This is a genomic window from Streptomyces sp. S3(2020) (assembly GCF_013044505.1).
GTDB lineage: Bacteria > Actinomycetota > Actinomycetes > Streptomycetales > Streptomycetaceae > Streptomyces.
In genome coordinates, this window is record NZ_JABERD010000024.1 from 59706 (window position 1) to 71307 (window position 11602).

13 protein-coding genes are annotated in these 11602 nt (G+C 70.1%); 6 read left to right on the forward strand and 7 right to left on the reverse strand.

Annotated elements, in window-relative coordinates:
• Position 1 precedes the first annotated feature (1 nt).
• The gene (locus HLK59_RS11140; protein ID WP_171141187.1) at positions 2-1378 is read left to right on the forward strand and encodes an FG-GAP-like repeat-containing protein; all 1377 of its coding nucleotides are present in this window, start codon (positions 2-4) and stop codon (positions 1376-1378) included.
• Between the two features lie 31 nt (positions 1379-1409).
• Here the strand turns inward: HLK59_RS11140 and HLK59_RS11145 are convergent, their stop codons facing one another.
• Both HLK59_RS11145 and HLK59_RS11150 read right to left on the reverse strand, forming a co-directional pair.
• A complete protein-coding gene (locus tag HLK59_RS11145) occupies positions 1410-3008 on the reverse strand; it encodes a hypothetical protein (RefSeq protein WP_171141188.1) in 1599 nt (532 codons plus the stop codon).
• A 239-nt stretch (positions 3009-3247) separates the two neighbouring features.
• Positions 3248-4138, reverse strand: coding sequence for a LysR family transcriptional regulator (locus tag HLK59_RS11150; RefSeq protein WP_171141189.1), 891 nt, complete (start codon positions 4136-4138; stop codon positions 3248-3250).
• A gap of 153 nt (positions 4139-4291) precedes the next feature.
• Here HLK59_RS11150 and HLK59_RS11155 point away from each other — a divergent pair, with 153 nt between their 5' ends.
• Positions 4292-4855: a DUF6817 domain-containing protein gene (locus HLK59_RS11155; RefSeq protein WP_171141190.1), complete on the forward strand. Its 564-nt coding sequence runs from the start codon at positions 4292-4294 to the stop codon at positions 4853-4855.
• Positions 4856-4919: 64 nt separating this feature from the next.
• Complete coding sequence (gene kstD, locus HLK59_RS11160) at positions 4920-6644, forward strand: 3-oxosteroid 1-dehydrogenase (protein ID WP_171141191.1); 1725 nt, start codon at positions 4920-4922, stop codon at positions 6642-6644.
• Positions 6645-6650: 6 nt separating this feature from the next.
• Here kstD and HLK59_RS11165 read toward each other — a convergent pair whose 3' ends face one another.
• From HLK59_RS11165 to mprA, 4 genes are read right to left on the reverse strand one after another with little or no spacing between them, the layout of a single operon-like run.
• Positions 6651-7292 (reverse strand): class I SAM-dependent methyltransferase, encoded by a 642-nt coding sequence (locus HLK59_RS11165; RefSeq protein WP_171141192.1) that lies wholly within the window; start codon positions 7290-7292, stop codon positions 6651-6653.
• 49 nt (positions 7293-7341) lie between these two features.
• The gene (locus tag HLK59_RS11170) at positions 7342-7560 is read right to left on the reverse strand and encodes a hypothetical protein (RefSeq protein ID WP_171141129.1); all 219 of its coding nucleotides are present in this window, start codon (positions 7558-7560) and stop codon (positions 7342-7344) included.
• Between the two features lie 23 nt (positions 7561-7583).
• Entirely contained in the window at positions 7584-7898 is a 315-nt protein-coding gene (locus HLK59_RS11175) for an AzlD domain-containing protein (RefSeq protein WP_171141193.1), read from the reverse strand.
• Entirely contained in the window at positions 7895-8572 is a 678-nt protein-coding gene (mprA, locus tag HLK59_RS11180; RefSeq protein ID WP_171141194.1) for an MprA protease, GlyGly-CTERM protein-sorting domain-containing form, read from the reverse strand. The genes HLK59_RS11175 and mprA overlap by 4 nt, the downstream gene beginning before the upstream one ends.
• 69 nt (positions 8573-8641) lie before the next feature.
• Here mprA and HLK59_RS11185 point away from each other — a divergent pair, with 69 nt between their 5' ends.
• A complete protein-coding gene (locus HLK59_RS11185) occupies positions 8642-9199 on the forward strand; it encodes an XRE family transcriptional regulator (RefSeq protein ID WP_171141195.1) in 558 nt (185 codons plus the stop codon).
• A 102-nt stretch (positions 9200-9301) separates the two neighbouring features.
• Here the strand turns inward: HLK59_RS11185 and HLK59_RS11190 are convergent, their stop codons facing one another.
• On the reverse strand, positions 9302-9505 hold the full coding sequence (locus HLK59_RS11190) for a cold-shock protein (protein ID WP_003992177.1): 204 nt from the start codon (positions 9503-9505) through the stop codon (positions 9302-9304).
• A 285-nt stretch (positions 9506-9790) separates the two neighbouring features.
• Here HLK59_RS11190 and HLK59_RS11195 point away from each other — a divergent pair, with 285 nt between their 5' ends.
• Together HLK59_RS11195 and HLK59_RS11200 are read left to right on the forward strand one after the other, a co-directional pair.
• Positions 9791-10639: a menaquinone biosynthesis protein gene (locus HLK59_RS11195; protein WP_171141196.1), complete on the forward strand. Its 849-nt coding sequence runs from the start codon at positions 9791-9793 to the stop codon at positions 10637-10639.
• Positions 10640-10710: 71 nt separating this feature from the next.
• Positions 10711-11602, forward strand: an 892-nt coding sequence (locus tag HLK59_RS11200) for a serine/threonine-protein kinase (RefSeq protein WP_171141197.1), incomplete at its 3' end; no start/stop codon positions are given.

Sequence of the window (11602 nt, forward strand, 5' to 3'; positions counted from 1 at the left end):
CATGTTCACGCGTACCACCCTCCGCCCGGCCCTCGCCACGGCCACGGCCGTGTCCCTGGCGGCCGGAGGACTGCTCACCCTCTCCGTGGGCACCGCGACCGCCGCCACTCCGGCGAAGTACGCCGACGACTTCAACGGCGACGGCTACCGCGACTTCGCCTCGGCGAGCCTCGGTGGCGAGTTCACCGTCACCTACGGGACGGCCTCGGGACCCGGCACCACCAGTAAGACGTTCACGCAGGCCACCGCGGGTGTCCCCGGGACGCCCGGGGACGCCGGCGACTACGCCGACTCGTTCGGCGACGACCTCGCCGCCGCCGACTTCAACCGTGACGGATACGCCGATCTGGCCGTCGCCGACTCCTCGGAGAAGATCGGCTCCAAGACCGGCGCGGGCGCGGTCACCATCCTGTGGGGCGCGAAGACCGGCCTCTCCGGGACCGGCGCCGTCCGTCTCAAGGTCACCGCCCACGCCCGCTACGGCTTCGGCGACCAGATCGAGACCGGCGACTTCAACGGCGACGGCAAGGCCGACCTCGCGGTCACCAATGGTGTCGACACCGTCTACATCTACCGTGGCGGGTTCACCAAGTCCGGCAGCACCGGGGCCGTCACCAAGCACACGTCCGACGACCTCCTCGAACCCACCGGTCTGGTCGCCGGCAAGGTCACCAAGGACAAGGCCACGGACCTCTTTGTCCTCGGCCAGGGGTACCACAGCGACAAGATGACCCAGGACGTGTGGTTCCTGCGCGGCGGCTCCACGATCAAGCCGGGCAAGCAGACGGTCGTCAACAGCTCCAAGCCCGACTACAGCCCCACCGGTGTCGTCGCCGACTTCAACAAGGACGGCTACGGAGATCTGGCCGTCAGTGACACCCGGTACAACAACAGTGCCGGTTCGGTGGTGGTGTGGCGCGGCGGCAGCACGGCGCCGACGACGAAGTACCGCATCTCGCAGTCGACCGCGGGCGTGGCGACGGCCGCGACCAAGGGGGACTCCTTCGGCAGCACCCTCTCCGCCGGTGACACCAACGGCGACGGCTACCCGGACCTCGCGGTCGGCGTCTGGGAGGAGACCGTCAGCTCCCAGGCCAACGCGGGCGGCCTCCACGTCCTGCGCGGCTCCAAGTCCGGCCTCACCGGCACGAACTCGCAGTGGTTCACCCGGGCCACCGCCGGAGTCCCCGGCTCCCCGAGCGAGTTCGGCTGCTTCGGCCAGCTCGTCCGACTGCGCGACATCGACCGAGACGGCGACAAGGACCTCCTGGTGTCCAGCGACTACTACAACGGCAGCGTGCTGCTCCCGGGGACGGGAGCGGGCATCACGGGGACGGGCGCCAAGGAGCTGAACGTCGTGGCGTCCTTGCCGCAGTAGGCGTCGCGGTCGCCGCCGCAGTAGGCGGTGGTCAGTCGACGCGGCCCAGGGCGGACGCCAGGTCCTCAAGTTCGCCCTGGGCCTCCGTGACCGACTCACGCGCGGAGCGCAGGGCGATGGCCGCGCCCCGTCGTACGAGGCCCGGCGCGCCGGCCGCCGCCTCTTCGGGGTCCACCTCGTTGATGTCGGGGTAGGCGTCCCGCAGGGCCATGACCGCGCCGCCCAGGGCGAGTTCGACGAGGATGTCCTCGCGCAGCCAGGGGAGGGGCGGGCCGGGGACACGGTCGGGGAGCTCGGGGATCGGTACCGGCAGCACCCGTTCGTAGAACTTCTTCGCGAGCACGTCCTTGAGTACGTCGAGCGACCAGTGCAGGGTCTGGCACCGTCCCGCGAACCGTCCGATCGAGTCGAAGGCGTGCCGACCGATGTGCAGGAAGTCGACGCTGGTGACCTGGTCGAGCGGCTTGACGGGGGCGACGGCCTCGACGAGTCGCTCCCCCCAGGTCGCGTACCAGAGGGCGTTGCGGAACATGCAGCGCCTGCGGTCCGCCGGGGCGATCCACATGGCTATGTTGCGGAAGTACTCCTCGATGGCCCGCAGATGGTGTTCACCGCCGGGTGAGAGGAATCCCAGGTCCCATTCCGGATGGCCGTTCGGAGGGCTCTGCATTCCGACCAGGTTGATGTTGATGAAATGATGCCAGGTGGCGTCCGTCACCACCCGGCCCACTCCGGCGTCCCCGCCGTCATAGGCACTGATGGCCACGAATGACGCACTCACGGTGGCGTGCTTTCCGGTGTGGGCGTTGTTGGGAAGCACGGTCGAATGGGCCACGGCGCTCGGCAGGGGATGGGATCCGGATACGTTCGGGTATTCGACGACGTGATATCCGGCGAAGTCGAACTCCTGGTCCGTCGGGATGTCCCGCCGTTCCACACACTCGCCTTCGTGCGGGTGGTCGGGCAGCACCTCGATGGCGCCTGTCGAGCCGCACAGCAGGGGATGCGGCCACCTGATGCTGAAGAATCCGGGTCCCGGGCGACGCTGCCAGACGGGGAGGATCGGCTGGGGGACGTTGTCCGACTGGTCGTCGAAGTCGAAGGTTCCGGACACTCCGGGACGGTTGGTGTCCCTGCGGTACGCGCTCGTCATGTCGGGCGCCACCAGCTCCCCCAGTGGGCCGCCGCCCGGATCGTCGAACCAGCGGCGCATGCTGCGCACCCGTGGCACGAACCCGCTCAGTGCCGCGCCGAGGCTGCCGTGGTCGCCGGTGGCGAAGACGCCGTGACCCGCGTCCATGAACTCGCTGATGGCGCGCAGTTCCGTGTCGGGCGGCCGGTTCGTCCAGGTTCCTTTCTTCGTAAGCGAGCTGGTCTCCGCGCCGAAGAGCCACACCTCGTCGTAGAGATCGGTTCCGAAGTGACCGGCGTCGTCGAACTTGAAGTTGTTGATCGTGCGGACGACACCCGGCCTGCCGGCCCCCGACTGCGTGCTCGACACCTGTGCCCGGTGCGCGCAGGTCACCTCGAACCTGACGAAGAGAGGCGACTGGGAAAGAGAGCGGAGGAACTCGCCCAGACCGAAATCGCTGTCGTCGAAGTAGATGAAGCCGTCGGCCACGAGAAGCACCCGGACAGTACACCGCCGAAAGAGCCACGGAAGGAATTTCGGAGGATCAAGACGGAACTTCTCCCGGGCCGATATCAGCTCGTTGATCCGCCGGATCCGATCCGGGTCGAAAACGGTGTCGTTCATTCCGCCACCTCGTGTCCAGACGGGCGATGTGGGCTCAGGCTAGAGGCCGGAACATCCCGCAATGGCGAGAATTCCCGCGTCCGCACAAGTACCACATTCCATTCCGTCCCGCACTATCGACCGTGCCCCTGCCGGAACTCCTCCACCGCGTCCGCGAACGCCCGCGCCGGCGGACTGAGCGCGTCCCACCGCCGTACGGCCCACCCGACCGGCAGCGGCCGCAGCTCCGGCACCGGAATCAACCGGAGCCCCGCCGTCGCCGCCAGCCCGGACAGCGCGGGGACGACCGCCCTGCCCACCCCCAACTCCGCCAGCAGCAAGGCCGTGTCCCAGTCGGCCACGCTCGTGTCGTAGGCGAATCGCACCCCCAACTCACCACCCGCTGCCTCCAGATGGGCTGCGGACGCCGAGTTCGGGGGCAGCCGTATCAGCCGTAGGTCCGCCAGCTCGCCGGGCTCCAGCCGGTCCCGTCCCGCCAGGGGGTCGTCGGCGCGTACCGCCAGCACCCACGGCAGCTCGGCCACCGCCCGCTGCTCGATACCCCGCACCGGCGGGCCCAGCGTGATCCAGGCGAGGTCGAGGGTGCCGTCGGAGAGCGCGTCGAAGCTTCCCCGTCCCGAACTCACCGTGCGGAACTCCAGGTTGACCCGGGGATGGCGGCGCCGGTACTCCACCACCGCGTCCCCCATGAAGTGCCGTACGGTCGTCGCCCCCGTGGCCACCCGCACGAACCCGCTCTCCCCGTCGACCAGGTCGCGCAACTGCCTTACGGCGAGGTCGAGTCCGGAGATCCCCTCCGCGGCCGCCGTCTCCAGCACCCGCCCCGCCGCCGTCGGCACGACACCCCGCGACTGCCGCTCCAGCAGCGCGACCCCCGTCTCCCGCTCCAGCCGCTTCACATGCTGGCTCACCGCGGACTGCGTACAGCCCAGCTCCCGCGCGACCGCACTCAGGCTCCCGGCCCGGCACACCGCCACGAACACACGCAGATCGTCGAGGGTCATGAAACCCAAGCTAACGCTTGGAGGCAGCCACAAATCCCAAGGATTGACTGGACCCGAAGCGCGTACGACGATCAACCCAGGGCCCAACGGGCGGCAACCCGCTCCACCCCGGGACGGAGCGGGTGCCGACCCACCCGGCTGAAGGGACGCCGTATGGCTTACGACCCGGCAGCTCAAGCGGAGGCGTTCCTGAGGGAGTTGGGCGCCGAGAGCATGCCTCATCCCGGCGGCACCCTCCTCACCCACCTCCACCGCGTCCGCATCCGCCTCGCCGGCTGGGACGCCCGCCCCGCCCTCCAACTCGCGGGCCTGTGCCACGCCTTCTACGGCACGGACGGCTTCGTGCGGGTCCTGCTCCCGCTCGACCGGCGTTCCGAGCTCGTGGCCGTGATCGGCGAGGAGGCGGAGGCGATCGTGTACTTCTACGCGAGCTGCGACCGCAGGGCCACGTATCCGTCGCTCGCGGACCCCGGCTCACCGTTCCACGACCGCTTCACCGGGCGCGCCCATGCCCCCGGGCCCGCCCTCCGCCGGGACTTCGCCGAACTCACCGCCGCCAACGAACTCGACCTCGCCGACCGGGACCCGGCCTTCCGGGAACGTCACGGTGCCGGGCTCCTCGATCTGTTCGCCCGGTTCCGGCCGCTGCTGAGCGGACCCGCCCGGGAGGACTGCACAGCGATTCTGCGCGGACCAACTCACTTGCACAGTCCTTGACTTCACATGGTCACCGCGCCACATTCCCATTTCTGACACACCCTCAGAATCTGGGAGCGGCCCCATGAATCCGACCCGAAGACAAGTACTCGGCACCTCGGCCGCCGCCGGACTCGCCCTTGCGGCAGGGGCCCAGCAGTCGGCAGGCGCCGCCGACCTCCCTCTCCTCGGGACCTACGACGTCGTCGTCATCGGCTCCGGTGCCGCAGGCATGACCGCCGCGCTCACCGCCGCCAAGCGGGGTCTGAGCTGTGTCGTCCTGGAGAAGGCGCCCACCTTCGGCGGGTCCGCGGCCCGTTCCGGGGCGGGGATCTGGATCCCCAACAACTCGGTGATCCTCGCCGCCGGTGTACCGGACACCCCCGCGAAGGCCGCCAGCTATCTCGCCGCGGTCGTCGGGCCCGACATCCCCGCCGACCGGCAGCAGGCCTTCCTCGCCAACGGCCCCGCCATGATCTCCTTCGTCATGGCCAACAGCCCGCTGCGGTTCCGCTGGATGGAGGGGTACAGCGACTACTACCCGGAGCTGCCCGGCGGTCTGCCCAACGGGCGTTCCATCGAGCCCGACTATCTCGACGGCAACATCCTCGGCGCCGAACTCGCCCATCTCAACCCGCCGTACATGGAAGTCCCCGACGGCATGGTCGTCTTCAGCGCCGACTACAAATGGCTCGCCCTGTCCGCCGTGAGCGTCAAGGGCCTCGCCGTCGCCACGGAGTGCCTCGCCCGCGGCACCAAGGCGCTCACGCTCGGGCAGACGCCCCTGACCATGGGGCAGTCGCTCGCCGCCGGACTGCGCAAGGGGCTGCTGGACGCGGGCGTGCCGGTGAAACTGAACACCCCGCTCACCGACCTCTTCGTCGAGAGCGGCGCGGTGACCGGGGCGGTGGTCCCCGACGGTCTCTACCGGGCACGCCGAGGCGTCATCGTCGGCTCCGGCGGGTTCGAGCACAACCTCGCCATGCGCACCCAGTACCAGCAGCAGCCCATCGGCATCGACTGGACCGTGGGCGCGAAGGAGAACACGGGGGACGGGATCCGGGCGGGGCAGCGCGTCGGCGCCGGTGTCGCGCTCATGGACGACGCCTGGTGGGGGCCCGCCATCCCGCTCCCGGGCCAGCCGTACTTCTGCCTCGCCGAACGCACCCTCCCGGGCACTCTCCTCGTCAACGCCGCCGGCCGTCGCTTCGTCAACGAGGCCGGTCCCTACAGCGACGTCGTCCACACGATGTACGAGCGCAACCCCACCGACCCCGACATCCCGGCCTGGCTGATCACCGACCAGAACTACCGCAACCGGTACCTCTTCAAGGACGTCGCGCCGACCTTCGTCCTCCCCGACGACTGGTACACCTCCGGCGCCGCCAAGAAGGCCTGGAGCCTCGATGCCCTCGCCACCGCCATCGGTGTCCCGCCGACGGCTCTGCGCACCACCGTCGACCGCTTCAACTCCCTCGCCCGGCAAGGCACGGACACCGACTTCCACCGCGGCGACAGCGCCTACGACCACTACTACACCGACCCCTCCGTCCTCCCCAACTCCTGCCTCGCCCCGCTCTGGCTGCCCCCCTACTACGCCTTCCGTATCGTCCCCGGCGACCTCGGCACCAAGGGCGGGCTGCGCACGGACGCCCGGGCGCGGGTGCTGAGGGAGGACGGCACGGTGATCTCCGGCCTGTACGCCGCCGGGAACGCCAGCGCGGCGGTCATGGGCCACAGTTACGCCGGCGCCGGTTCGACGATCGGCCCGGCGATGACCTTCGGCTACATCGCGGCCAGGGATCTCTAGGGACCTCTAGGCGGGCTTGCGCGCGATCAGGAACGCCTGTCTCACCAGCTCCGAGGGGGCCGGTTCGCGTACCGTCCGTGCGACGGGCGCGAACCCGGCCGCCGTCAGCAGCTCCTCGACCGCCTCCGGCTGCCGCCGCAGGAAGTCGAGGATCACGTCATGGCCGAAGGGCCTGTCGTGACGCTTGGGCTCGTCGCCGGCCTGGAAGCCCATGAGCAGATGGCCGCCCGGGGCGAGAACCCGCAGGAACTCGGCGAAGAGCCGCGGGAGTTCGTCCACAGGGGTGTGGATGGAGGAGTACCAGGACACGACCCCCGCGAGCGAGCCGTCGGCCATGTCCAGCTCCAGCATCGACCCCTGCTCGAACCGCAGCCCCGGGTTCTCGCGCCGCGCGATCGCCAGCATCGACGCCGACAGGTCGAGCCCGGACACCGACAGCCCGAGCGAGTCCAGATACGCGGTCACCCGTCCCGGCCCACACCCGAGGTCGGCCACCGCACCGCCCCTGCCGACGAGTTCGGCGAACGCGTCGAGCATCGCCCGGTCGACCGGCGACACCGTCAGCACCTCACGGAACCGCTCGGCGTAGTCCTCGGCGACGGTGTCGTAGAACACCCGGGTACTGGTCAGGAAATCGGCCTCGGTCATGGTCCGGGACCCTAGCCACCCCCACTGACAACGCCGGTCCGGCCGAGCCCTATTCGCCCTGCCTCCGTGCCAGCCCCAGGCCGACACCCGCCCCCACCGTCGTACCCAGCCCGATCCCCGCGGCCAGTCCGAGCCCCAGGTCGTCGAAGACGTCCATCCCCAGCAGCAGGCCCAGCGCCGTGCCGAGCGAGAGTCCTACGGATATACAGAGCGCCCAGCGGCTCTCGGCCGTGGTCCCGCCGCCCTCATCGTGTTCACGGTTCCCCACCGATCGTCCCCCCCCAAGATCCTCTACGCCATTCCGAACGCCCGCAGCACCGCCGCGGTTCCCGCCGCCCCCAGCACCACCACCACGAACGGCGCCTTCCGCCACGCCAGCACACCGCCGACCAGCACCCCGATCGGCCGCGCCCAGCCCGCGAAGCCGCCGCCCTCGGTCAACGCACCCGTCGCGAGCAGGGCCGTCAGCAGGACGACGGCTGCGGCGGAGAGCAGCTCCTGCACGCGCGCGGGCAGTTCGACCCGTCCGTGCAGGGCCGGGCCGACCAGCCGGAAGGCGTACGTCCCGACCGCCAGCGCCAGGATCATGGCGACCGTCGCGCTCATGCCGACCGCCTCCGGCCGAAGGCGAGGAGCCCGGCCAGGGCCAGCAGCACCGGGACGCCCGCCGGGGCGACCGGGACCAGGGCCAGCGCCACGCAGGCGCCGAGCACCGCGGATCGTCGTACGGCCGAATCCTCCTGCAGTGCGGGCAGCACCAGGGCGACGAGGACGGCGGGGAAGGCCGCGTCCAGGCCGTAGCGGGCCGTGTCGCCGATCGCGTCGCCGGCGAGGGCTCCGGCCAGGACGCCGATGTTCCATACGGAGAACAGGCCGAGTCCCGAGACCCAGAACGCCGTACGACGTCGTACCGGATCGCTCTGGGCGAGGGCGAAGGCGACCGTCTCGTCGGTGACGAGGTGCGCGCCGACGAGCCGTGCCAGACGGCCCTTGCCGAGGGTGTCCGCCACGGCGAGGCTGAAGGCCGCCGTGCGGGTGTTCAGGAGCAGACCGGTGGCCGCCGCGGCGAGCGGACCGCCGCCGGCGAGCAGGACGCCGACCGCGCTGAACTGGGCGGAGCCCGCGTAGACGATCAGGGACATGACGACGGGCACCCAGACCGGCAGGCCTCCGGCGACGGCGATCGCGCCGAACGAGACGCCGACCACCCCGCTGGCGAGCCAGACGAGGGAGGCGTCCCGGACGAGCCCCTTGTCCGGCGTTCGCTGTGTCGTACGCATGTTCTCTACAATGAACATCAGGAGCTGTGTTCGTCAAGGCGAACGGTCGTACCGATGGAGCGAACAAACATGTCCGACACCCGTCTCCCGCTTGAGTGGATCGCCGCCTCCCTGCGCCGCGAGCGCACCCGCGTCGGACTGTCGCTGTCCGAGCTCGCCAAGCGGGCCGGGATCGCGAAGTCGACGTTGTCGCAGCTGGAGGCGGGGAGCGGGAATCCGAGCGTGGAGACGCTGTGGGCGCTGGCGGTGGCGCTGGGCGTGCCGTTCAGTGCCCTCGTGGAGCCGCCGGCGCCGGCGGTGCAGGTCATCCGGGCGGGGCAGGGGCCGGCGGTGGCGTCCGAGCAGGCCAACTACGTCGGCGCGCTGCTGTCCTCCAGCCCGCCCGGGGCACGTCGGGACATCTACCGGATCACCGCCGAGCCCGGTGCGGCCCGTGACTCGGAGCCGCACATCCCCGGCTCTGTCGAACACCTGATCGTGAGCAGCGGGCGGGTCAAGGCGGGGCCGAGGGGCGAGGAGGTCGAGCTGGAGCCCGGGGACTACATGGCGTACCGCGGGGATGTGGCGCATTCGTACGAGGCGCTGCTGCCCGGAACGACGTTCGTGCTGGTCATGCAGCACATGTAACCCAGGTGGGGCCCCGTACGGGAAAAGGCAGGAGCCCCGCTGCCTTGCGGCGCGGGGCTCCTTGGGTACTGCACTCAGGTCCGGATCAGAGACTCAGGAGTCTCAGACGGGGGTGACGTTCTCCGCCTGCGGGCCCTTCGGGCCCTGGGTCACGTCGAAGGAGACCTGCTGGTTCTCCTCCAGCGAACGGAAACCGCTCGCGTTGATGGCGGAGTAGTGGACGAAGACGTCCGGGCCGCCGCCCTCCTGGGCGATGAAGCCAAAGCCCTTTTCGGCGTTGAACCACTTCACGGTTCCGGTAGCCATAAGCCCTCCTTGGGCCCAAAGGGTTGCCCTGCTCCAGAACCTGCAAGTGTGAAACGGTGCTGCACAACTGCATACGTCTGAAAACGACTAGAGCCCGCGGTCACATGCTCCGCAGGCTCTGTACTGCAAGGGAAACCAAACTGCAACTTGCGGCGAGCCTAGCATGCAGGCAACCGAAAGCAATAGAGGTCAAGATCACGTCACCCGGATGTTTGATCTCGCTCGTGTCGGGTTGACGGCGGGGGTGCCCATCGTACGTCAGGCACCAGGGTCTAGCCTCACGATGTGGACAATTCACGCACCCGGCCGCGCGTCGGCCACATCCAGTTCCTGAACTGCCTGCCCCTGTACTGGGGGCTCGCGAGAACGGGCACGCTCCTCGACTTCGAGCTCACGAAGGACACCCCGGAGAAGCTCAGCGAGAAGCTGGTGCGGGGAGATCTCGACATCGGTCCCATCACCCTCGTCGAGTTCCTCCGCAACGCCGACGACCTCGTCGCGTTCCCCGACATCGCCGTCGGCTGCGACGGCCCGGTGATGTCCTGTGTGATCGTCTCGCAGGTCCCGCTGGACGAGCTGGACGGCGCGAGGGTGGCCCTCGGGTCGACCTCCCGTACGTCGGTCCGCCTCGCCCAGCTCCTCCTGGCCGACCGCTACGGCGTACGCCCCGACTACTACACCTGCCCGCCCGACCTCAGCCTCATGATGCAGGAGGCCGAGGCGGCGGTCCTGATCGGCGACGCCGCGCTGCGGGCGAACCTGCTGGACGGGCCCAAGTACGGCCTTGAGGTGCATGACCTCGGCGCGCTCTGGAAGGAGTGGACGGGCCTGCCGTTCGTCTTCGCGGTCTGGGCGGCGCGCAAGGACTACCTGGAACGCGAACCGCTGATCACCCGCAAGGTCCACGAGGCCTTCCTCGCCTCCCGGAACCTGTCCCTTGACGAGGTCGGCAAGGTCGCCGAACAGGCCGCACGCTGGGAGGAGTTCGACGAACAGGTCCTGGAGAAGTACTTCACCACCCTCGACTTCCGATTCGGAGGCCCCCAGCTGGAGGCGGTCGCGGAGTTCGCGCGACGGGTGGGACCGACGACGGGATTCCCCGCGGACGTGAAGGTGGATCTGCTTCAGCCGTAACCTGCGGGGGAGTTTCCACAGGAACCGCGCAGGGGTCGTAGGCGGTCGTATACGGGGGAGGGGTGGACGCCATGCAGCCACTCGGAGTCGACGAGCCCACCGCCGTGGGCCCCTACCGGCTGCTCGGCCGGCTCGGCTCCGGCGGCATGGGCCGGGTCTACCTGGGGCGCAGCGCCGGCGGCCGTACGGTCGCCGTCAAGATCGTGCATCCGCACTTCGCCCTGGACGAGGAGTTCCGCGCCCGCTTCCGGCGCGAGGTCGAGGCGGCCCGGCGGGTCGGCGGCGCCTGGACGGCACCGGTGCTGGACGCGGACCCGGACGCGTCGGTGCCGTGGGTGGCCACGGCGTACGCGGCGGGACCGTCACTGTCGGCGGCGATCGCGGACGGGGGCCCGCTGCCCGCGCATTCGGTACGGGTGCTGGGGGCGGGGCTGGCCGAGGCGCTGGCGGCCGTGCATGAACTGGGGCTCGTGCACCGGGACGTGAAGCCGTCGAACGTGCTGCTGACCCTGGACGGCCCGCTGCTCATCGACTTCGGGATCGCACGGGCCGTGGACGGTACCGCGTCCCTGACGTCGACGGGTGTCTCCATCGGATCACCCGGCTACATGTCGCCCGAGCAGATCCTCGGGAAGGGGATCACAGGGGCGGCCGACGTCTTCTCGCTCGGTGCGGTGCTGGCGTACGCGGCGACGGGCGAACCGCCCTTCCCGGGGGACTCCTCGGCATCCCTGCTCTACAAGGTCGTGCACGAGGAACCCGAACTCGGTGCGCTGAGCGGGGAGTTGCGGGAACTGGCGGCGGAGTGTCTCGCCAAGTCGCCGGGCACCCGGCCGTCCCCGGGCGAGCTGGCCCGACGGCTGGCCCCGGAGGGCGCGGCACGGCTGGTGGCGGGCGGGTGGCTGCCGGGGGCGCTGGTGGAGCAGGTGAGCCGGAGCGCGGTGCGGTTGCTGAACCTGGAGG